The sequence below is a fragment of the Herminiimonas contaminans genome (assembly GCF_015645465.1).
GTDB classification, from domain to species: Bacteria; Pseudomonadota; Gammaproteobacteria; order Burkholderiales; family Burkholderiaceae_D; genus Oxalicibacterium; species Oxalicibacterium contaminans.
Genome location: NZ_JADOEL010000013.1, coordinates 70673 through 92940, shown reverse-complemented (window position 1 = coordinate 92940; position 22268 = coordinate 70673). Strand labels below are relative to the sequence as shown.

Below are 22268 nucleotides of genomic sequence, written 5' to 3'. Positions count from 1 at the left end.
GCCCGGCTCGGCACCCACTGCTTCCGGACATGAGTCAGACGGTCGGCAAGACCGGCGTGCCCATCAGCACGGTAACGGTATGCGCTGCGCCATCATCACGCATGGTGACGAATTGATCCGGCATCACCACACCATCCAGCTCTACCCGCAGCACACCCTTGCTGATACCGGTCGGATTCTGGATCGTGATGTTGTAGACCGTCGCACCATAGCGATAATGGAGCTTCGCATTCCGCCATTCATTCGGCAGACAAGGATCGAGGCTGAGCCGATCCGCCTGTACGCACAAGCCCAGTATCGACTCTACCCCGGCCCGGTACAGCCAGCCTGCGGCACCGGTGTACCAGGTCCAGCCGCCGCGCCTGACATGTGGCGACTCCGCATAGATATCGGCAGCCACTGCGTACGGTTCGACCTTGTATGCGGCCATGCCGGTGCGCGAACTGCTGCGATTTGCCGGATTGATCATCTTGAACAAGTCATGCGCCTGCCCGCCCTTGCCCATTTTTGAATAAGCGATCAGACACCACACGGCGGCATGCGTGTACTGTCCGCCGTTTTCCCGCACGCCCGGCAAATAGCCTTTGATGTAGCCTGGATCCAGCGGCGTCTTGTCGAACGGCGGTGTGAAGAGCAGGATCAAATCATCGCCCGGCCGGATCAGATATTGATCCACTGAGTCCATCGCACGCTGGCTACGCTCCGGCTCGCCCGCGCCGGAAATGACCGACCAGCTCTGTGCGATCGAATCGATACGGCACTCGGCATTGCTGGCCGAACCCAGCGGCGTGCCATCGTCGAAATAGGCGCGGCGATACCATGCACCATCCCACGCATGCTGCTCGGTAGCTTTCTTCAGTTTCTCTGCATGCTTGCGCCAGCGCGTCGCGCGCGCCTTGTCCTTGCGTGCTTCCGCTACTGGTGCGAAACGCAGCAAGGTGGCGTACAGGAACCACGCCAGCCACACGCTTTCACCTTTGCCACCATGCCCGACCCGGTTCATGCCATCGTTCCAGTCGCCACCGCCCATCAGCGGCAAGCCATGCGGCCCGGTATGCAGGCTGTGATCCAGTGCACGCGCGCAATGCTCATACACACTCGCGGTTTGTTCGGAGATATGCGCTTCGAAATAAGCGTCTTCCTTCTCCAATGGCAAAGGATCGCCTTCAAGGAAAGGCTGCATTTCATCGTAAATCTGAGCATCGCCCGTCACATCGACATAATGCGCAGCGCAGTACGGCAGCCAGATCAAATCATCCGAGATATGCGTACGCACGCCGCGCCCGCTGGGCGGATGCCACCAGTGCTGCACGTCGCCTTCCGGGAACTGGCGCGATGACGCACGCAGGATTTGTTCACGCGCCAGGGTCGGCGCGACCAGTGCCAGTGCTTGCGTGTCCTGCAACTGATCGCGGAAACCATAAGCACCACCAGCCTGATAGAACGCCGTACGCGCCCAGAAGCGGCAACTCAGGGTCTGATACAGCAACCAGCCGTTCAGCAGGTAGTCCATCGAACGATCGGGTGTTTCTACCTGCACCTTGTGCAAGATGTTGTGCCAGTTACGCTGACTGGTTGCGAATACTTCTTCAATATTGGCGGCGCGATAACGTTGCACCAGCGCACGCGCCGTATCTGCATCATCGGCCTGCCCCATCAGGAACACGATCTCGACTTCGCCATCGACTGCAATCTCGACCTGGGTCTGCAGTACACCGCAAGGATCGAAACCGGCACCGACGCGATTCGACAGCACGCTGCCGTGCGTCAGGGCTTCAGGCTTCTGGAAGTTGCCGTTGCGGCCGATAAACTCCTTGCGATCACCGGTCCACGCAGTCTGCTTGCCACACAAATCCATGAAAGCCACCCTGTGGCCGAATTCGATATTCCACGGATTGCGCGCAAACAATGCACCACTCTCGGCATCACGTTCAGTCGCGATGAAAGGAACGTTGTCGGCACGGGTCGCACCCATCGCCCATTCGATATAGGAGCTGAGCGACAGGCGACGCGCACCACGTGATACATTTTTCAGGCGTAAACGACAGATCTTGACCGGATCATCCCAGCTGACGAATTGCAGCAATTCACTGACGATGCCACTGCAATTGAGCTCGAAGCGACTATAACCCTGCCCATGCCGCGTCGTGTAAATCGCATGCGGTACGCGGATAGGTGAGATGGTCGGACTCCACAGTGCGCCACTTTCTTCATCACGTATATAAAAGGCCTCACCGGAAGGATCAGAGACCGGATCGTTGGACCATGGCGTCAGCTTGTTTTCCCGGCTGTTCTGGCTCCAGGTATAGCCCGCACCCCGCTCGGATACGGTGAAACCGAAAGTCGGATTGGCAATGACATTAATCCACGGAGCTGGTGTGACCTGATCCTGCCCCAGCACGATCACATATTCACGGCCATCCTTGTCGAAACCACCGAGGCCGTTGAACAGCGTCAGTTGCGGCGGCACGCTAGGCGGTCCGGCACGCGGCCCCTGAATTTCACGTTTAAGCCACGAGAACGGCGGATTCTCTTCCACTTCAGGACGCGCCTGCAATTGTTCAGCCAGACTACCCTGCCCGCCTTCCAGCACCACACGTGCAGAAGCGAGCAACAAGGTACGCTCATCATCGGTAATGACATCTGCCCTGACGATGTATGCACCGCCACGCTCAGCCTGCTCCTGCTGCGCCGAGAAGGCTTGCGCTGCACGTACCATGCCTTCCATTGCTGCCTGCAGCTCCTGTGCGTAGGACGCGCCTTTCTCATTCAGGATCACCAGATCCACTGGTAATTGCTTCATGCGCCAGTATTCATGCGCGCGCAGCAATTGCGACACCAGACGCAAGTCTTCCTGCTTGGCCATGCGCAGCAGGACGATAGGCCTATCACCCGAGATGCCCTGCCCCCACAAGCCGGCATGACTCAGGCGCATCGAACGTATCACCCGGCCACTGGCCCGCGCGCTGCGATCGGAAAACAGGATGCGACTGGCCAGATGCTGGAACAGTTCCGCTTCGTAATGCTCGACACGCAGGTAATGCAATTGCACTTGCGCATGCGTCCACACCAGCGCCGAAACCCGCGCGAAGGCAGAGCCGTCATGGTACTTATCGGCGAGGCTGAGGATTTCTTCGCGTGAGTTAGCCGCCATCGTCGAGAACACCAGATGCACAATTTCACCGGGTTCCAGTCGTACCCGAACACGCAAGCTGAAGATGGGATCCAGCACCGCGCCTACCGTATTCGATAACGGGCGGCCATCGATGATGGATAAAGGATTGCTCACGCCCTGGCCGCGGCCTATGAAACGGGCTCTGTCAGTTTCATACTCGATACCAACCGCACTGTCGCTGCCCTCACCACGCGCGACTACATGCGCCGCCCACGGCCGGGGTTCACCATCCTTGCGTGGCCGACGCGAGGCCAGCAAGCCACGTATCTCGTGCAGATACTCGGTTTCGACAAACAGATTGGAAAATGCCGGATGCGCAATATCAGCCGCGACCGGAGCCAGCAACACTTCCATATACGAAGTCACTTCGATGTGGCGCGTACGGGTACCGTTGTTGGTCAGGGTCAGGCGGCGCAACTCGGTATCGTCTTCCGGCGACACGATCACTTCCAGCATACTGGAGATAGAACCATCGGCACGCGAGATACGCACCCTGTCCTCGGCGAACTTGACCTGATAGGAATCCGGCTCGACCGCAGTTGGCTGGAAGCCAGCCGACCAGTACGTACCGCTTTCGGAATCGCGCAGATAGATGTGACTGCCCCAGTGATCGCGGGTCGCATCTTCACGCCAGCGCGTGACACCCAGTTTATTCCACAAGCTGTAGCCGGAACCGGCCGCCGTCATCATCACCGCATAGTGACCGTTCGACAGCAACTGGGTTTCCGGCGTCGCCGTCATTGCACTGTCGAATTGCCGCGCTACGCCGGATTCCGGCATCACCACAGTCGGCCGCTCGCGTTCTTCGCGCAGTGCCAGCGACGCTGGTTGCACCCAGCGCGGTTGTGATTCGTGCAGCAATAGTTCGGCAGAACGAATGATAGGTTCGTGGTGGAAGCGATGACGCATCACATTACGATTGATCACATTCCCCAGCGCCACCAACAGCATGCCCTGGTGATGTGCCATATAGGCACGCACAGTAGCCATGGTCTGGTTCTCCGCACGGCGTCCCGGGGTGAAATCCAGCGCTTCATAGAAACCATAACGCCCCAGTGCGCCTATCTCTGCCAGGCGACGGAAGTTGGCGACCGCGCTCTTGGGCATATACATCGCTGCCAGTCCGGTTGCGTACGGCGCGATGACGATGTCTTTCTCCAGCCCGCGTTTGAGACCCAAGCCCGGCACACCAAATGCAGAGTACTGATAAGTGTAGGCACGATCACGCACATTCATCGCGGACTCGGATACGCCCCACGGCACATGACGCTCCTTGCCGTACTGAATCTGGCGCGCCACGATGTCGCGACAAGTCTGGTCCAGCATGCTGCCGCGTGGCGACGAAATCACCAGCGATGGCATCAGGTACTCAAACATGGAGCCCGACCATGAGGCCAGGACCGGCCCGTTAATGCCGGGCAGCATACGACGTCCGAGCCGGAACCAGTGGGACGGCGAAGCCTGGCGCTCAGCGATCGCGACCAGGCTGGCGAGGCGTGCTTCCGACGCCAGCAAATCGTAATAGCTATCGTCCAGCCTGCCTTCGTCCGCGTTGTAACCAATCGAAAACAATTGCCGCTCCGGCGACATCAGGAAACGGAAATCCATCTCCATCGCCATCTCGCGTGCAGTCGCTTCCATTTTCTCCAGCCTGTCCAGCCACTCCACCGCCAGTACCGCGGCCTGCATCAGCGCGCCATCCAGTGCATCGAACAATTGCTGCGGGATGACGTCGGGATCGAGCCGGTTCTGTGCATTGAACAGGCGTGCGATGTCGCGTCGCGCTGCCAGATAAGCCGCAGGCAAATCTTCCAGTGCGATGTGGATATTGATATTGCCATTGATGATCTGCCACAACTCAGGATTGTTGCTGCCATCCTGCGCTTCCAGATGCACCCATGGCATCATCACGACCAAATCATTGCAATGCATGCGTACCGCAGCGCGTAGTTCATTGGCCCAGGTCAGCACTTCATTGTCGGGGCTCTTGACCTCCACCGAGAATGCTTGCGCCAGGTCGAACAGATGCTCTGAGCGCTCGACCATTTTTTCCCAGAACGCATACGTGGGAGATACCGCATTCGTGGTCAGCAGGAAGTCGCTGAACTGTTCAGCGCTTTTACGTAACTCATTAATGCTGACCGCCTGCGTGCGCAGTTCATGCCCTATGCCGTCTATCGCCAGGCGCAACAGCAGCACAGCGTCACGCATGCCCGCCACGATAGTCGGCCGCAATACGCTTTGTTCCTTCGCATCCTTGCAGGCTTGTGCCAGTGCAAATAAATGTCCGGCCAGATTGCCGCTGTCTACCGTCGAGATATAGCGCGGCGATAACACTTCCAGCCGCTCGGTCTCATACCAGTTATAGAAATGACCGTGATAGCGCGGCAGCTTCTGCAGCGTCTCCATCGTCGCTTCCAGCCTGTGCATCATGTCCGTCAGGCCGATCCAGCCAAAATCGCGCGCGCTCACCACCGACAGCAGATACAAACCGAAGTTGGTAGGCGAGGTGCGATGCGCGATCACCGGCTGTGGGTCTTCCTGGAAATTATCCGGCGGCAGGAAGTTATCCTGCGCGACCACAAAGGTCGTGAAGAAACGCCATGTGCGACGCGCCACCAGACGCAATTCTGTCTCTTCTGCCACATCCAGTTCTTCGACATTGGTATCGACCGGCGGCAAACTGATAGCACGCGCGATCAATGGACCAGCCAGCCATAGCAGGCAGAACGGCAAGCCCAGCCACAAACCGGCCGGATCAAACACGGCAAGTGCAACGATGATCGCTACCGCAATGACCATGCCCATGCGGCCGCGCCAGAAGAAGCTGCTGTATGAATATTTCTTCGCACGCCGTACCTGCGCCGAAGTAATCCACTCCAGCAATTTCTTCCGTGTAAAGACCAGACGCACCAGCGTGCGCACTATCGCATCCAGCATCAGCCACGAATACTGCGCCAGCATCGCGAGCGAGATACAGACTACCGCGATGGTATCCGGCAGTACTGCCAGCCCGCGTCGCCAGTGTGCTTTAAAGCTGAGGTCATCGCGATGCGGCAGCAAGTCGGAGAAAAAGCGGAATACCGCAGGCGGCGCCAGACCGACTATGGCCAGCAACAGCCACGGCCAGGCCGGAGCACCGGTCAGGAAGAAACTGGCAAGCAGGGTCAACAGGATGGCCGGTGCAGTCAGCGAACGCCGCATGTTATCGGCGATCTTGAGCCTGTCTATGGTCGACATAGAGACGCGTCCGGTATGCAGCAACCACGGCAACAACTGCCAGTCACCACGCGTCCATCGATGCTGGCGTGCGGCCGCCTCTTCCACATGCGACGGGAAATCTTCAAACAGCTCGACGTCATTCACCAGCGCGCAACGGGCCAGCGCACCTTCAAACAAATCATGACTGAGCATGGTGTTTTCCGGCACCTTGCCGGACAAGGCACGCTCGAAGGCATCGACGTCGTACAGCCCCTTGCCGGAATAACTGCCCCAGCCGAATACATCCTGGTACACGTCCGATACCGCCCCGCCGTAGGGGTCCACCCCGCCACGCGCCGAGAAGAAACGACGGTACAAGGTACGTTCCTGCTGCATAGGCAAGGTCGGCGTGATACGCGGCTGCAGGATGCCGTAGCCCTCAATCACCTGCATGGTGTCAGGATCATGTCGCGGCTGGTTCAAAGGATGCACGGCGACACCCACCAGCGCACGTAACGCACCTATCGGTAAGCGGGTGTCAGCATCCAGCGTCACCACATAGCGCACATTGCGCGGCACCGGGATGTCGTCGAGCAGGAAGGAGCTGTCTTGCGCGTCACGCAGCAAGCGATTGAACTCGTGCAACTTGCCGCGCTTGCGTTCCCAGCCCATCCACTTGCCTTCGCTCTCATTCCACAAGCGGCGGCGATGCAGGATGTAGAAACGTGTCTGCCCGCTTTTGCTCGGGCCATAACGCGTATTCAGCTCCGCGATGCAACGTCGCGCTTTCTCCAGCAAAGGAAGATCCTGCGGCATGTGTTCCTGCTTCGCATCGGCCCAGTCGGATAGCAAGGTGAAATACACTTCGCCGTCCGGATTCGACAGGTAATGCGTTTCCAGTTGCTGTATCTCTTCTTCCAGCCCTTCTTCACTGGTGAGCATGATAGGCACCGCCACAAAGGTGCGCATTTTGTCCGTGATATCGGCTAGCTCAACACGTGGCAAATGACGCGGCCAGAACAGCCGCATCAAGACTTTGTTGATGAAAGTCACGGCGATGTCGACAGCAGGAAACAGACCGGCAATGACCAGCAGCGTCAGCCATATGGACGATACCTCCTTGCCATAGGTGGTCCACAATGGAAACGCCAGTATCAGCACTGCCATCGAGAGTATGGTCAGCGGGTAATACAGGCTGGCATGCGCGATGTAATGGCGGCGCAATTTTTGTGTCAGGTGCGGCTGGTAACCCAGCTCTGCTTCAAGATCGCTGCGACCACGTCCCAGCAGGTAGTAACCAGGGTCGAGCGCGCGTTCGTCTGCCACGATGTCCTCTGGCGACATCTGGCTGCGATGCGATTCTATTTTGCGCACCAGCGCGTCGGCAATTTGCTGCTCCGAATATCGAGCGTTCAGTGCGATGTGCTGAATGATCTTGCGATAGCGATCACGCGTCAGGAAATCCAGCTCGGCATAATTGGCCAGGGTCAGCAGCTTCTGTTCGACCAGGCTGACGGATTCAAAGAAGACACGCCAGTCATAGGCCGCTATCGTGCGCATGCTGGTGATGATGTTGCGTATGGTCTGGTTCGATGCCACCTGTGTCGTATGTTCACGCAGGACGATGTCATCGATGGTCGGCCCCTGATCCAGCAGGCGCGCACCTAATGCATCCAGCAAGGGAGTGAAACCCGGCTGCTGGTAGCGCAGGCGCTGTACCAGTTGCACCACAAATGGTTGCAGCAAACGCCCGGGTGGCAGGACGATGCCGGGTTGTTCGTTCTCCGGCATTTTTTGTGCGATGACGATCAGGTCATTCGCAAAATCATCCGCAGCTTCACGTGCCGCCTGGGCCTTCACGACGCGCACCGCGACGCGACGCAAATGTTCGAGCAGCACTGCACGCATCACCACCGGCAGACTCCACAGCTCTGCCATCGTCAAACGTTGCACGGATTGATATGAGCGCACGAAGCGCAGGAAGATCTCTGGATCGAAATGATTGTCGGTATGTGCGGCGAACTCCCAGCACAGCGCATAGATGCGTACCTGTCCGGCATGATCGCCACCCACCAGCTTGGGCAAGCCGCGATACAGACGCCGCGGCAAGCCTTCGACCACGCTGGCGACGTTTTCATCGATGACGTGCAGGTTATCGAGCAGCCATTCCGCCGCCGATGTGATCGCACGGCGCTCTGCGGTTGCGCGTTCGATCGCGGCATGGGCAGCAGTCAGTATCTTGCCGTTTTCACGTGCTGCCGCTACCAGACTGGCGGCACCAGATGCAGACCCTATCTTTTGTATGGCGGCAAGATGTGCGGCGTGTGCTTCCAGTCTTTCTGCACTGAATATTTCCACACGTACAGGTTCGTCGGATGGTGCAGTCGCATCATCAGAAAAAGAAAAATTCAGATCCCGTTTGAGCAGTTTTTTAAGCAAAGCGAACCTCGCTTTGCTTGCAGGAAAAACTCGGGCTGATATTTAGAGACTTGACCTGGTACCAACCAGGCTGTTTACAGATGAAACGCTGCGTAGGGATAACGTGCGTCCCGCATAAGGTACGAGCATGCGTGCAGGTAGTACTGACCATATTTCTTCCTCCCCGCTAAGGCGGTTTTTAGATTGACATGGTGGTCCGTATTTTGCTCAGTTGGAGATGTAGAACAAACAAGAGTTCCCAACTATTTCAGAGATGTGCACTAAGCAGATGACAGGCAGGTGCCGAAGAGACGTCTCAAATTGCAGCTTGCTGGTGCGAGGGAACTGAAACTGTACAGCTGTTGACAAACAGGATCAAAAACAATGTGAGGTTAGCTTAACATGCAAAGCAAAATCATTAACGACGCCCCGGAAAAGACTTATGTACTAATACTCGAAACCGGTGAAGAAGTCGTGTCACAAATCCAGCGCTTCGCCCGGGAAAATAATCTGAATGCCAGCCGCTTCACGGCGATAGGAGCGTTTAGCAGCGCGACTCTGGGCTATTTCGACTGGAGCCAGAAGGACTATGAAAAAATCCCTGTCAATGAGCAGGTTGAAGTGCTGTCACTGATAGGTGATATCGCACTGCAGGATGGCGAGGCGAAGATACATGCGCATGTGGTCGTCGGCAAACGTGATGGCAGCGCACACGGCGGACATTTGCTGGAAGCCTATGTGCGTCCCACACTCGAAGTAGTATTGACCGAAGCACCTGGCTATCTGAAACGCAGCTTTGATCCGGAAAGCGGGCTCGCTTTAATCAATCTCGAATGCTGAAGCGTGTAGCTTTGTAAAAATTACCGGCATTATTTTCAAATGCCGATTTTTTTGCGCGCATTCCTCACAACAGGTGGCGCGGATAAATCAGTTCCAGCGAAAATTGTCGGCACATACGCATCATGGTGTCGCGCAAATCTGCATCTGGCACCGTGTCAGCCACTTTCAACATCACAGCCAGGTGACTATTGCCGTCCACCGTCTTTAGCCACCACAGGCGACCCAGCGTGAACAGCGACTGACCAGCGGTCAATGCGAGCGTCGCCGTGTTCATATCGTCGGCCATATTCATCAGCAAGACACCACCATCGCGCAGCACGCGACGACAGTCATCGAAGAAAGCATGGCTATTCAATTCTGCTACCGCACCTTCAGCATCGAAGCCATCAAGCAAAATCACATCCACACTTGCGTCCGCCATCTGGCGCAAATAGCTGCGCGCATCCGCATGCACGACTTGCAGTCGTTCATCATCCGCAGGAATCATGAATTGCTCACGCAAGGCGATCACGTCAGCGTCTATCTCGAGAACGGTGAGCCGGGTCGCTGGCAAATGCCGGTAGCAGTACTTGAGCAGTGAACCACCGCCGAGACCTATCAGCAGGATATGTGCAGGCACAGGATTAAACAGCAGGAAACCCGTCATCGCCTGCGTGTAAGGGATCAATAGCTCATCCGGCGCGGACAAACGCATCGCGCTCTGCACTATCCGTTCATCAAATTGCAGCGTACGTATATCGCCATCATCAAAGACAAAGGGCTTGCCGCCGTGTGACATGGCTTTGAGCTGGGCGATACGTTCCGGCTTGAAGAAATCCATATAAGTTTATTTGTCTGTGGATCACAAGATGCAAGCTTACGGCATTGCGTGCCGGATACAAGACTACTATGCATCCTTTCTGCTGGTGTATGACTATAGATCAAGATATGCAGGCAATTCACTGCTACCATATTCGCATGAGCGTAAAAGTACCCGTCCCGCAATCCGTAGTACGTACCGGTGGCGCAGCCTTCAGCTGGCTGCTGGGTGGCTGGCGCATAATGCTGTTCGGCGTCATTGTGCTGTCGCTGACCTTCTCTCCCACCACTTATAAGCGTGAGCATCGCTATGCGATTGCGCACCAGCTGGTGCTTGGCACCACGACCAATCTAATTTGGTTTTCACTGCTGTCATCACTGATCAGCGTGATCCTGATCCGCATCGTGATGGTTACCGCGCTGAGTTACGGCCTCTCCAAATACGCACTGGATATGGTGGTGCGCATGCTAGTGCTGGAACTGATCCCGCTGACCGCCGCCCTCTTCGTCGCATTGCGCCGTACTTTACCGGATGGCGTGGAGCTGGCGGAAATGCGCAGGCGCGGTGACCTGCTGGCGATGCGCCAGCAAGGCGTGGATCCGATACGCGCTGAATTCTTCCCGCGGGCTATCGCCGGTATCTTCTCGGTCTGGATGCTGGCCGCTGTCAGCTGCATACTGGCGCTGATCCTGACCTATCTGTCGATCTACGGTTTCACGCAATGGGCTCTGGCGGATTACACCCGCGTGGTCGGACAAATCTTCAATCCCTCGGTCTCGATGATTTTCCTGCTCAAGACTTTATTCTTCAGTCTTGCTGTATCGTTGATTCCCATGGCTTCATCGCTATACGATAATCCGCGGGAACCACTCGCCAGCCGTCTCAAGGCCGCCAGCGAACTGGCTGCCATGGTCAGGCTATTCTTCGTTATCCTCTTGATTCAGATTGCTTCCCTGATGGGCAATTATTTCTAACCCTGATAAAGGCTGCGCCTGATTGCCATGCAAGTACCACCAGAACAGACACCTAATCCAGCCTCACCAAACGCGCAACTACGCGCGGTGGTGCCGCACAACCTTGAATTCAAGGCCGCCATCCTGCTGATCTTCCTGGTCGCCCTGATCGCGGGCTCGGTCGCCTATCTGATGTATGCACGCGGTGCATTCGAAGCTACGCAGGAGCTGGTATTGCTGGCGGATGACTCGGACGGCGTCAGCGTCGGCATGGACCTGACTTTCTCCGGTTTCCCGATAGGTCGTATCAATCGCATCGAACTGGGCAAGGATGGCAAGGCGCGCATCCTGGTCGCAATCGCCAAAAAGGATGCGCACTGGTTGCGTAACTCCAGCATCTTCACGATGGAGCGCGGCATCGTCGGCAGCCCGCGTATCCGTGCCTTTACCGGCGTCCCCGCTGATCCGCCGCTGGAAGCCGGTGCCGAGCGCACCTTGCTGGTCGGCGACGTCGCAGCAGAGATACCACTGCTGGTATCTGCAGCCAAGCAATTAATCGACAACGTCAACAACCTGACCTCGGCCGAATCCGCGCTGAATGCCAGCCTGACCAATCTGCAAGGCCTGACCGACAAACTGAATGGCAAGCATGGCGCTTTGGGTGCGCTGGTAGGCAGCAACAAAGATGCACAAAAAATCCTGCAAACACTGGATCGCGCCAACGATGTACTGGCCAAAGTCGACGGCTTGCTGGTGAAAACCGACAAGCAAGTCTTCGGCAAGGATGGCGATAGCCAGGCCACCATCGTCCAACTCAACGCCATGCTGGGCGAAGCGCGCAACAGTCTGAAGAAAATCGACACCGTGCTGGCCGACGCACAAGTCATCAGCGGCAATGCCAAAGCCGCCAGCGGCGACCTCGGCTCACTGCGCGCCGATGTGGACCGCAGCCTGCGCAAAGTCGAACAGTTGGTGAATGAAATCAACCGCAAATGGCCATTTGCCCGCGATACGGAGTTGAACCTGCCATGAAGACTATCCGTCTCGCCCCTGTTCTATTCGCTACCCTGCTGTTAGCCGCATGCGCGGGCAAGCCTGTCCCTGACTGGCAAGTCAACGCCAAGGATGCGACCGAGCGCGCCAGCAATGCCTACCTCACCGGCAATACCCGCGTCGCCGATCAGGAATTCCTGTATGCCCGCAATGAAGTCACCCGTACCGGGCGCATAGACTTGCTGGCACGCGTGGAGCTCACACGCTGCGCCGCCCAGGTCGCGAGTCTGGTACTGGATGACTGCACCGGATTTGAAAAACTGCGCCTGGATGCACCCGCCGCCGAAGTCGCCTATGCCAACTACCTGGCTGGCAAAGTCCAGTCCTCAGAGATCGCGCAACTCCCGGCCCAGCACCGGGCGGTAGCCGGAGCCAGCTCGGACAATGCCGCTGCCAGTGCCATGCTCAGCATCGAAGATCCGCTATCCCGCCTCGTTGCCGCTGGCGTCCTCTTGCAAGGCAAGCGCGCGTCTCCCGCAGTCATTAGCGCGGCGGTAGAAACCGCATCGGCACAGGGCTGGCGACGGCCTTTGCTGGCCTGGCTGGGAGTACAGGCCATGCGCGCAGAACAAGCCGGGGATATGGCTGAAGCCCTGCGTTTACGCCGGAAAATGACGCTGGTGGAAGGCAGCAAGTAATAGATCAAGGCCAGAAAAGCATGAAAGCCGTATAAAACGACTGTCAGCAAATTTTTATAAAAAAACCTTTTATACTGTATGTTTATACAGTATATTGCTAACTCACCTGTTCATCGGGTGCGTTATCCCAAACAGCATTTGGAGGTTTTATGGCCGCAGTCGCAAGCAATTTCACTTTCCCAGCAGCTTCCTTCCCAGAATCCGCATGGTCCGCAGAAGCCGCGCAAGCCGCTCGTGCGCACCCGCAGCCGTCCGCTTATCGCGCGCTGGACCTGGAATTGCCGAATGGTGGCTGGCCTGCTTCGGTACTGATCGAATTGCTGCTGGCGCAACCTGATATCGGCGAACTGCGCCTGCTGGCTCCAACCCTGACGCGCCTGACCCAAGAAGGCAAAACCGTGATTTTGCTGGCACCGGCGCATATTTCCGCCGCCCTGTCTGACCTCGGCCTGGATAAAAACCACCTGATCCTGATCGAAGCCGACAAGCCCATGGACCGCATCTGGGCGGTCGAACAAGCAGTCAAAAACGTACATTTCGGCGCCCTGCTGTGCTGGCTGCCGGAAGCCCGTCCCGATCATCTGCGTCGCCTGCAACTGATGGCCGCGGCCAACGATGGCCTGACTTTCGTATTCCGTCCGCTGGACGCACAAAACCAGTCTTCGCCAGCTCCTTTGCGCATGCTGTGCCAAGCTGCTACTGATGGCCGCATGTCGGTAGAAATCATCAAGCGTCGCGGCCCGGTGCACTGCAAACCTATCGTCCTGCCGCTGGCGGTACCAGCCGTCATCCAGCGCCCACGCGTCGCCCGTTCCCTGAGCTCGCCGGTATTCGAAATGCCGTCCTACACCATTGCACACTCCGCGCTGGCAGCAACCGCAGCACGGCATCGCGCAGCATTACCGGTTTAATCCGTGTGGGCGTTGCAAACACTTGCATAGAAAACATTTTTTAATGGCAAGCACGCACACATAGCCGTATGATGGGGTATCCCAATTCCATGCCCCACAATGGCCACCATCCTCAATACCCGTCTTGCCAGGCTGCGCGCACTCGTCGTCGACGATATGCAGACGATGCGACAAAACATCCGCACCCAGCTCGGCCAACTCGGTATCGAGCAAGTTGACCAGTCCGCTACGCCGAATGATGCGATCAAACGCATACGCAATACCAACTACGACGTCATCATCTGCGACTACAACCTGAACAAGGAAACCAACGGTCAGCAAGTACTGGAGTACCTGCGCTCGCAAAAGCTGCTGTCGCCGACTGCCATGTTCTTCATGGTGACGGCTGAAAGCAGTTACGACAGCGTAGCCAGCGCTGCCGAATTCCAGCCTGATGCTTATATGGTGAAGCCACTGACCGGTGGCAAAATCGCCGATCGCCTGGAACGCCTGCTGGATCGCCAACAGGCATTGAAACCAATCACCGACCGCCTGCAAATGAAAGACCTGGCAGGTGCCATCGCCGAATGCGATACCGTACTCGCGGCCGAACCCAAGTGGATAGTCGACATCCTTAAAATCAAGGGCAGCTCCGCGCTGGAACTGGGCAATATCGAACAGGCGCGTGCGACTTATAACAAAGCGCTGACTTTGCGCAACGATCTGGTCTGGGCCAGGCTGGGACTTGCCCGCTGCGATCAGGCTGCGGGTCAACTGGAGCAGGCAAAGAAACTGGTCAACGAAGTACTGGAAACGAATGTTCAATTCGTCGGCGCCTATGATTTGCTGGCGCAGATCGCCGAAGCGCAGGGCAATGAAGAAGCAGTGCTCGACGCCTTCAATAAATCCTATGCAGTCATCCCCTCCGCACGACGCAGTCGCCTGATGGGCGATGCCGCCTACCGTGTCGGCAACCTGGAACAGGCCAAGCAGGCCTTCAACAAGGCACTCACGCACACGCGCGGCTCGCTCACTGCCCAGGCTTCCGATGCGCTGTCACTGGCACAGGTGCAGGTCGATATCGGTGAAGCAGCGGATGCACTCGCCGTACTCAGCGCAGCAGCGCAGGATCATCAGGACGATCCCTACTTCGCCGCACGGCAAGCCACGATAGCAGCACAAGCCTTCGCTCGCCTTGGTGATATGAACTCGGCACAAGCAGCTTTCGCTTCAGCCAAAGAACTGGCCGATGGCATACGTGCCGACATCCATACATTGACGCTGGCGAAAGCGGCATTTTGCGTCGGGCTGGATGAAGAAGGTGCACGCATCGTGGCCAAGGCCATCAAGGCTGATCATGAAAACACCCGCCTGGTCGCCTTCGCTCGCCGCGTGCTGCAAGATACCGGCAATGAAGCACTGATAGAAAAAGTCGTCGAAGAATCGATCAGCGAAGGTGCACTCATCGTTGAGCAGGCAACACAATTAATGCGTGCCGGTCAATTCGATGAATCGCTGGCCAAGCTGGAAGAAGCACTCACCGCAACACCCGAAAACACCGGCGTGCTGCTGGCCGCAGCGCAATTGCATTTGCTGTGGATGAGCCAGAAAGGACTGGATCGCAACTACGTCGAACGCGTGAACGCCTATCTGGCGCAGCTCGATGTGCTGATGCCGAATAGCGAACGCGTCGCCAAGATGTATCGCTTTCTGCGTGAAACCCTGGTCAAAGCCAGCGTGGAGGCATAAGTATGGATCCGCAACTGGCCGCCATCATCGTGCACGACCTGAAGAATGCGCTGGGCGAACTGGAAGGCGAACTCTCCGCGCTGACGCTAGACCTGGATCAGGGCAAAGCCACCGAAGCACACCACCACTGCCAGAACTTGCGCGACAAGATGGTGGGCTTCCTCACTTTATACAAAGCGTCGGAACAAGGCTTGCACCCACGTATAGAAGCGGTCAATCCGGAAGACTTCCTGAAAGGCTTGTTGCGCAATCACAGCAAAGCTGCGATCAGCATCACGCTGGATACCGACGACATGCCGCCGATAGCTTTTTTCGATGAGAACCTGATGGGACTGGCGCTGGATGCGGCATTACAAAATGCCTTGCGCTTCGCCAAATCAACTATCGTGGTCGGCTGCAAAACCGTGGCTGAGGAAACCGTGTTTACCGTGCAGGATGACGGGCCGGGTCTCGGCACCGAAGAAGAAAAGCAATCAACTGGCATGGGTATGGCCTTATGCTCTGCCATCGCCGCTGCCCATAAGAATGGGGACAGAGAAGGACGCACCCGCTTGCATAACCTGCCGCAAGGTGGTGCGCTGTTCTGCCTTTATTTGCCGTAAGAATATATAGCTAATGGCTAGTTCAAGCCGTCATAACCGATACGATATTTTCCTCAATATAAGCGTCTCCCATCATCATTGTTGAATTGCACCGAAATCTGACCCGGTTTTTGCATCGAAATCTGACCCACCCAATTAATTTAATTTTGAGGCTAGGTAGCTGATAATCCGGTCGTGTTCTCCTTTTGGCCTACTTGCGTTGAACTGTTCTTGAAACGATAGCTATCGTTCCCTGTTTCAATAATATGGCAGTGATGAGTGAGGCGATCAAGCATCGCTGTCTGTTGATTTGCTCGCAGAGTTGACCCTCTCTAACTGATCCACCTTCCACTGTCTAGCGAAGGCTGCGACCCGGTCGTACGACCCTTCATACCCCAACGCACACAAGTCAATGTGCATCTGCTTCAAGCTCCGTCGTTGCTTGCGCGACCTTGTCGCCTCGGTCTTTAACCAGACGGAAAGTTTGAACGCGTATTTGTCCAGGGATGTCGAGGAACGTCGGTCAGCGTAGGCTGGCTCTATGGTTTCAGCACGTAGATAGCGCCGAACGGTGTTTCGAGATATCCCCAATCGTTTGGATATCTCCCTTAAAGACACGTGGTCACGAAGGTGCCAGCGTCGAATAATTCCAAGTAATGCCACGTCGATCACTCCAATCTCCCACTCACTTTGGTAAGTAGGATTGTGTTCTAAACGTGGGTCAGTTTTGGATGCAAATTATGCGGCTAAGTGGGTCAGTTTTCGATGCAAATCAACAGGCTATGCTGGCATAGAAGTGAATGCCGAACCATCTCGTTTTTATGGGATAAAAAACAGCTACAGCGAAAAATAGAACAAGGCCGAGATTATGATTTCCGCATAAATCGCTGGATAGGCCCCACCAGGCTTAGACATTTTATAAATACCATATCCTGACTTTTCATTCAGAGATTGAACACGAAAAACCAATATCAGCTCAATGAAAGAGGTGAATGCCAATGACCTACTTTACAAGTTCGCCGCTCGGACTTCCAACTTACCATCTCTGATTTTCAGGCGCTGCACACCCGGCAAGGCGATCAAATCCCGGTCATGGCAAGCCATGATGACGCTGCCACCTTCATTGAGCAGGGTCGGAATCAAGGCAATGACTTGTTCACGCGCCGCACCATCCAGGTTGGCGGTCGGCTCATCCAGCAGCAACAACTTAGGCGACAGCACGCGCGCACGTGCCAGCGCTACACGCTGCTTCTCACCACCGGAAAGGAAGTTCGGTATGCTGGCACGCAAGTGCGCTATGCCTGCCCATGCAATCGCTTCTTCCACTTTCTCTGCGATGATGTTTTTCGCCACGCCGCGTACGGTTAAACCGTAGGCGATATTTTCTTCGACGCTAGTGGAAAACATGACCGGATGCTGGTGCACATACACAATCGCATCACGCATCATGCGCGGATACGGTGCCAACTGGACGGTCTCGCCCTGGAACTTCACTTCAGCCGTATCCGCCGATTCCAGCCCGGCCAGTATGCGCATCAGCGTGCTCTTGCCCGAGCCGTTGGAACCAGTCAGCACATACGCTTGAGCCTGCGCTATCGACAAGTCTTGAATATCAAGCAGGCGACGCTGATGAAAGCTCTTTTGCAAACGCTGGATAGATAAGAGTGCTTCCATTACATATTCCTCGCTGGTCGCGTATCGCCCTGCAACAACATCATCGCGGCATTGATCAGCAAGGCGAAAGCGATCAGGACGATGCCGAGTGCGATACCCTGCGCAAATTCACCTTTGCTGGTTTCCAGCGCGATCGCAGTCGTAATCGTGCGCGTTTCACCGGCGATATTCCCGCCCACCATCATCGCGCAACCGACTTCCGAAATGACACGGCCGAAACCATTGATAACAGCTGCCATCACGCCGAAACGAACTTCATGCAGCACCGTCAGCATCACGCGCCAGTTCGATGCACCATGCACGATCGCGGTTTCTGCCAGACGCGGGTCAGCTGCCTGCACTGCCGACAAGGTAAAGGCGATCAAGACCGGTAACACGATGAGTACCTGGCCGAGGATGATGCTGGACTGGGTAAACAACCATTGAAGCGAACCCATAGGCCCCTGACGCGACAGCATCAGGTACAGCAAGAGGCCGATCAATACGGTAGGCAGGGACAAGGCCGCCTGCGCGATCCAGATCACGATGCGACGACCGATGAATTCACGGGTCGCAATCAGGTAACCAATCAGCACGGCGATCGGCGTGGCAATCAGCAGGCCGATGATGGAAGTCTTGAGCGAGATCCAGATGATGCGCCACAGCACAGCATCGCCCGAAAAGAGCAAGCCAAAGGCAGCCTGGGTAGCGTCTATAAGGGACATAAGAAGATAAGAAGAGCAGATGCGACTGCAGCGTCGCTAATTCATTTTTGTAGCCGCAATTCTAACCCAGCCACAGGCGTGCACCGAAATAATGCAGCCCGGACGTACTGGAAATGGAATCAGGCGACGCGCAGCGAGCTATCCAGCAACTGCGGCTCGTAGATCATGCGTTCCTTGCCGGTGACCAGCAGGAAGTGCTTGCCGGTGCAGCGCGCCAGCAAAGTCATGTTCACTTTTTCTGCGACCAGATGACCCATCTGTGTCGTACCGGAACGCGAAATCAAAAACGGCATGCCCATCTGCGCGCCCTTGATCACCATCTCTGAAGTCAGGCGACCGGTGGTATAGAACACCTTGTCGGCACCGCTGATATTTTCCAGCCACATGATGCCGGCGATCGAATCGACCGCATTATGACGGCCTACATCTTCGATGAAGTATTCCAGCTCGCCTTCAGCCGTAAACAAACCGCAGCCGTGTACCGAGCCCGCTTTGGCATAGACCGAATCCTGCGTCCGTATGGTGTTGACGATTTTACATAAGGTCGATTGCTTGAGTCTTGCATCTGCCGGCAACACGATGCTGTCGATTTCATCCATCAGACCGCCAAACATCGTGCCCTGGCCGCAACCGGTAGTCACCACCCGTTTGGCCGTGCGTTCCTCAATATTGGCGATACCGTCACGCGTGGTGACATAGACCGCATGCTGGTTCCAGTCCACATGTACAGACACGATTTCTTCTATCGACTGCACCAGCCGCTGGTTGCGCAGATAGCCCAGCGTCAATGCTTCCGGTGCCGCACCCAGCGTCATCAGCGTCACCAGCTCGCGCTGATCCACGTACACCGTCAACGGACGCTCGGCCGGAATCGCCAGCGGTGCTGTCCGCGCGGTTTCATCGATCGCATTGACTTCATACGTCAACTTGACCGGTGTACTGGAAAATTCGGGGCGATACGACATGGCGGTAACTCATCTTGGACAGGGCAAAACGCCGCTGTTCCATTATCGGGATCATGCAAAACATGATGCGCTAAGGTATGAAATAGCAAATAGTCGGCTCGACTAGCCGGTATTCAGTGTTGCAGGTGGGATTATAACGGTATGCGCGCGATCAGGCTGTTTTCAGCAGATAACGCGCATACGCCCGGGCGGGCGTATGCGGCAGGAAGACAGAGAGCGGACTTACTTCTTGGCGCCAGCAGCAGGTACCGGCTTGGAATCGGCCACACCGACTGTGGAGGTGGCGACTTGCAGTGCGACATAAGGTCCGGGATTGGTGCATGGCGGTACCACTATATCCGGCTTGGCCTTGCCAGTACGTTTGAAGTATTGCGCTGCCACTTTGTTTTGTGATTCACACAATTGATAGGCAGCAACCTTATCCGACCAGCCAGCCTTGTTTTTGGCTTCCGCAGCTTTTGCCTTGGCTTCATCACTCAGCGGCGGCAATTTGGCGCTGGCACTGGCCATGACCATGGTGCCGAGCAATGCGATCAGTATTTTTTTCATCTGCATATCTCCTTAAACAGCCTTGATCGGTGTGCCTGCTTTTTCTGTTTCTTCGGGTGTGCGCACGCGAGGGATCTTGCCGCTTTCGATATCGGCGTACCAGAGGTCATGATGTTCTTTGGCCCATGCATCATCGACGTAGCCGGTCTTCATCGCTTTATAGGCGCCTTCCATGCCCAGCGTACCGATGTAGATGTGCGCCAGCGAAGCGCTGAAGACCAGCACTGCTGCCACCAGGTGGATGACATGCGCTATCTGCATATTGCCACGGGTGTACAGGATGCCCGGAACCAGCATATCGAGCACGAAACCGGAAGCGCTCACAATCAGGCCGAGGAAGACCATGCCGCCCCAGAACCAGAGTTTTTCACCTGCGTTAAAGCGCCCTGCACTGGCGTGACCGCGTGCACCACCAAGGTTTTTCAGCCATTGCAGATCGCCTTTGCCCGGGAAGTTATCTTTCACGAAGATCGCAAACATCACGATGATCGAAACCGTGAAAACCGGACCGACAAAGTTGTGTATGTTTTTACAGGCGTAAGCGAGCCAGCCAAAGACCGTATGGCCAAACACTGGCAAGACGATGTACTTGCCGAACAACATCAGCAAGCCGGTGAAAGCCAGCGTCAGGAAACTGATCGCCACCGTCCAGTGGGTGATGCGTTCAAGTGAAGTAAAGCGTTCGATCAGGCGACCGGTACGGCCACTTTTCAGTTTGATGGTGCCGACGGCAAAGTAAAACGCGGTGATGCCGAGTACCGCCACGATAATCAGCCAGCCACCATAAGTGGTCAGCGGGCCGTTGCGATACAGACGCCAGGCTTCACCTGCGGTGGTCGCACGTGCCTGCCCCGGGAACTGCGCCTTAGGCTGGATCAGCACACCGGCTTCCAGTGCCGGCAAGCTGGAGTAATGCTCACCACCCTCCTTCACCTGACGATAGACCGGTGCCAGGTTACCTGGTTGCACCTGTGTACGTTCAGCCTGGTTCTGCTTCATGTAAAGAATATCGTCAGACTCAATATTCGACATACTTTGCACGGCAGGTGGTGCCGCAGGCTTGGCCGCAGCAGGGTCACCCGCCTGGGCCAGCGCCAGGCCGGAAGTCGCTGCCAGCAGCGTCAGTCCGGCGGCGAGTTTGGCAAACCATGTTTTCATGATAAATCCCCTCGCGGCTGCATTAGTTGACTTTCACGTACTCGTTCTGCGTTTGCGCACGATTACGGATTTGCGTTTCCCACTCGGTTTTATTCCCGGCGGTCCAGCCTTTGATCACGTAGGGATCATTCTTCGCGCCGGTCCACGGTGCAGCGTCACCAGCGTCGCGTGCATTCGCCTGCGACTGCACCTTCTCGCCACAACCGAACAAGGCCAGCGCCATCACTGAGAGCAATAAGGTACGCATCATGATTTGCCTCCGTTCGGTGCTTTGGCATCAGGGTTATGCGATTTGCCGTAGGCGGTACCCCAACCCCAGACCTCGCTGCCCTTGCCACGTCGCAGTACGCGCGTGCGCAGGATATCGGCAATCACATCACCATCGCCACCCAGCAAAGCTTTGGTCGAGCACATCTCTGCGCAGGCTGGCAATTTGCCTTCTGCCAGGCGATTACGGCCATATTTTTCAAACTCGGCTTTGGAACCGTTCTCTTCCGGGCCACCGGCGCAGAAGGTGCACTTATCCATTTTTCCGCGCAGGCCGAAGGTACCGTTGGATGGGAATTGCGGTGCGCCAAACGGACAGGCGTACGAGCAGTAACCGCAACCGATGCAGATGTCCTTATCGTGCAGCACCACACCTTCTTCGGTGCGGTAGAAGCAGTCGACCGGGCACACCGCCATGCAAGGTGCATCCGAGCAGTGCATACAGGCCACCGAGATCGATTTTTCCTGGCCGATCACACCGTCGTTGATGGTGACCACGCGACGGCGATTCACGCCCCAAGGGACTTCGTTTTCATTTTTGCAGGCCGTTACGCAGCCATTGCATTCGATACAGCGCTCTGCATCACAGATGAATTTCATTCGTGCCATTTTGATTTCTCCTTAGCCTGGTTATCTGTCAGTTTTTTATTTCAC

At 56.3% G+C, this 22268-nt stretch carries 16 protein-coding genes and 2 pseudogenes; 7 read left to right on the top strand and 11 right to left on the bottom strand.

The window, feature by feature from the left end:
* Positions 1-34 precede the first annotated feature (34 nt).
* Positions 35-8815, bottom strand: coding sequence for a GH36-type glycosyl hydrolase domain-containing protein (locus IXC47_RS14815; protein ID WP_195876134.1), 8781 nt, complete (start codon positions 8813-8815; stop codon positions 35-37).
* 381 nt (positions 8816-9196) lie between these two features.
* Here IXC47_RS14815 and IXC47_RS14810 point away from each other — a divergent pair, with 381 nt between their 5' ends.
* Positions 9197-9634, top strand: a complete 438-nt coding sequence (locus IXC47_RS14810; protein ID WP_195876133.1) for a PPC domain-containing DNA-binding protein — start codon at positions 9197-9199, stop codon at positions 9632-9634.
* Between the two features lie 64 nt (positions 9635-9698).
* Here the strand turns inward: IXC47_RS14810 and IXC47_RS14805 are convergent, their stop codons facing one another.
* Positions 9699-10454, bottom strand: a complete 756-nt coding sequence (locus IXC47_RS14805; RefSeq protein WP_195876132.1) for a fused MFS/spermidine synthase — start codon at positions 10452-10454, stop codon at positions 9699-9701.
* A gap of 137 nt (positions 10455-10591) precedes the next feature.
* On the opposite strand from IXC47_RS14805, the gene IXC47_RS14800 reads away from it, so the two are divergent.
* From IXC47_RS14800 to IXC47_RS14775, 6 genes are all read left to right on the top strand, one after another.
* Positions 10592-11407: an MlaE family ABC transporter permease gene (locus IXC47_RS14800; RefSeq protein ID WP_195876131.1), complete on the top strand. Its 816-nt coding sequence runs from the start codon at positions 10592-10594 to the stop codon at positions 11405-11407.
* 27 nt (positions 11408-11434) lie between these two features.
* Complete coding sequence (locus tag IXC47_RS14795; protein ID WP_195876130.1) at positions 11435-12418, top strand: MlaD family protein; 984 nt, start codon at positions 11435-11437, stop codon at positions 12416-12418.
* Entirely contained in the window at positions 12415-13077 is a 663-nt protein-coding gene (locus IXC47_RS14790) for a hypothetical protein (RefSeq protein WP_230089579.1), read from the top strand. The genes IXC47_RS14795 and IXC47_RS14790 overlap by 4 nt, the downstream gene beginning before the upstream one ends.
* A 149-nt stretch (positions 13078-13226) precedes the next feature.
* Entirely contained in the window at positions 13227-13988 is a 762-nt protein-coding gene (imuA, locus tag IXC47_RS14785) for a translesion DNA synthesis-associated protein ImuA (RefSeq protein WP_195876128.1), read from the top strand.
* Between the two features lie 99 nt (positions 13989-14087).
* Positions 14088-15716: a tetratricopeptide repeat protein gene (locus tag IXC47_RS14780; RefSeq protein ID WP_195876127.1), complete on the top strand. Its 1629-nt coding sequence runs from the start codon at positions 14088-14090 to the stop codon at positions 15714-15716.
* A gap of 2 nt (positions 15717-15718) precedes the next feature.
* A complete protein-coding gene (locus tag IXC47_RS14775; RefSeq protein ID WP_195876126.1) occupies positions 15719-16318 on the top strand; it encodes a sensor histidine kinase in 600 nt (199 codons plus the stop codon).
* 152 nt (positions 16319-16470) lie between these two features.
* Here IXC47_RS14775 and IXC47_RS14770 read toward each other — a convergent pair.
* From IXC47_RS14770 to fdh3B, 9 genes and pseudogenes are all read right to left on the bottom strand, one after another.
* Positions 16471-16611, bottom strand: a pseudogene (locus IXC47_RS14770) (ATP-binding protein); the annotation flags it as partial.
* Positions 16601-16969: pseudogene (locus IXC47_RS14765) on the bottom strand (helix-turn-helix domain-containing protein); the annotation flags it as partial. The pseudogenes IXC47_RS14770 and IXC47_RS14765, both read right to left, overlap by 11 nt.
* 336 nt (positions 16970-17305) lie before the next feature.
* Positions 17306-17971: an energy-coupling factor ABC transporter ATP-binding protein gene (locus IXC47_RS14760; protein WP_195876125.1), complete on the bottom strand. Its 666-nt coding sequence runs from the start codon at positions 17969-17971 to the stop codon at positions 17306-17308.
* The gene (locus IXC47_RS14755; RefSeq protein WP_195876124.1) at positions 17971-18675 is read right to left on the bottom strand and encodes an ABC transporter permease; all 705 of its coding nucleotides are present in this window, start codon (positions 18673-18675) and stop codon (positions 17971-17973) included. The genes IXC47_RS14760 and IXC47_RS14755 overlap by 1 nt, the downstream gene beginning before the upstream one ends.
* A 119-nt stretch (positions 18676-18794) precedes the next feature.
* Complete coding sequence (locus tag IXC47_RS14750; protein ID WP_195876123.1) at positions 18795-19640, bottom strand: formate dehydrogenase accessory sulfurtransferase FdhD; 846 nt, start codon at positions 19638-19640, stop codon at positions 18795-18797.
* A 222-nt stretch (positions 19641-19862) separates the two neighbouring features.
* A complete protein-coding gene (locus IXC47_RS14745; RefSeq protein WP_195876122.1) occupies positions 19863-20189 on the bottom strand; it encodes a hypothetical protein in 327 nt (108 codons plus the stop codon).
* Positions 20190-20201: 12 nt separating this feature from the next.
* Entirely contained in the window at positions 20202-21347 is a 1146-nt protein-coding gene (locus IXC47_RS14740) for a formate dehydrogenase subunit gamma (RefSeq protein ID WP_195876121.1), read from the bottom strand.
* A 22-nt stretch (positions 21348-21369) separates the two neighbouring features.
* Entirely contained in the window at positions 21370-21597 is a 228-nt protein-coding gene (locus IXC47_RS14735) for a hypothetical protein (RefSeq protein WP_195876120.1), read from the bottom strand.
* Entirely contained in the window at positions 21594-22223 is a 630-nt protein-coding gene (fdh3B, locus tag IXC47_RS14730) for a formate dehydrogenase FDH3 subunit beta (RefSeq protein WP_124572458.1), read from the bottom strand. Before fdh3B ends, IXC47_RS14735 begins: the two co-directional genes overlap by 4 nt.
* Positions 22224-22268: the final 45 nt, after the last annotated feature.

Bases quoted from the DNA above. Each gene is read 5' to 3' on its own strand.
- IXC47_RS14810 (WP_195876133.1), top strand. From the start codon at position 9,197: ATGCAAAGCAAAATCATTAACGACGCCCCGGAAAAGACTTATGTACTA.
- IXC47_RS14805 (WP_195876132.1), bottom strand. From the start codon at position 10,454: ATGGATTTCTTCAAGCCGGAACGTATCGCCCAGCTCAAAGCCATGTCA.
- IXC47_RS14800 (WP_195876131.1), top strand. From the start codon at position 10,592: ATGAGCGTAAAAGTACCCGTCCCGCAATCCGTAGTACGTACCGGTGGC.
- IXC47_RS14795 (WP_195876130.1), top strand. From the start codon at position 11,435: ATGCAAGTACCACCAGAACAGACACCTAATCCAGCCTCACCAAACGCG.
- IXC47_RS14790 (WP_230089579.1), top strand. From the start codon at position 12,415: ATGAAGACTATCCGTCTCGCCCCTGTTCTATTCGCTACCCTGCTGTTA.
- imuA (WP_195876128.1), top strand. From the start codon at position 13,227: ATGGCCGCAGTCGCAAGCAATTTCACTTTCCCAGCAGCTTCCTTCCCA.
- IXC47_RS14780 (WP_195876127.1), top strand. From the start codon at position 14,088: ATGGCCACCATCCTCAATACCCGTCTTGCCAGGCTGCGCGCACTCGTC.
- IXC47_RS14775 (WP_195876126.1), top strand. From the start codon at position 15,719: ATGGATCCGCAACTGGCCGCCATCATCGTGCACGACCTGAAGAATGCG.
- IXC47_RS14760 (WP_195876125.1), bottom strand. From the start codon at position 17,971: ATGGAAGCACTCTTATCTATCCAGCGTTTGCAAAAGAGCTTTCATCAG.
- IXC47_RS14755 (WP_195876124.1), bottom strand. From the start codon at position 18,675: ATGTCCCTTATAGACGCTACCCAGGCTGCCTTTGGCTTGCTCTTTTCG.
- IXC47_RS14750 (WP_195876123.1), bottom strand. From the start codon at position 19,640: ATGTCGTATCGCCCCGAATTTTCCAGTACACCGGTCAAGTTGACGTAT.
- IXC47_RS14745 (WP_195876122.1), bottom strand. From the start codon at position 20,189: ATGAAAAAAATACTGATCGCATTGCTCGGCACCATGGTCATGGCCAGT.
- IXC47_RS14740 (WP_195876121.1), bottom strand. From the start codon at position 21,347: ATGAAAACATGGTTTGCCAAACTCGCCGCCGGACTGACGCTGCTGGCA.
- IXC47_RS14735 (WP_195876120.1), bottom strand. From the start codon at position 21,597: ATGATGCGTACCTTATTGCTCTCAGTGATGGCGCTGGCCTTGTTCGGT.
- fdh3B (WP_124572458.1), bottom strand. From the start codon at position 22,223: ATGGCACGAATGAAATTCATCTGTGATGCAGAGCGCTGTATCGAATGC.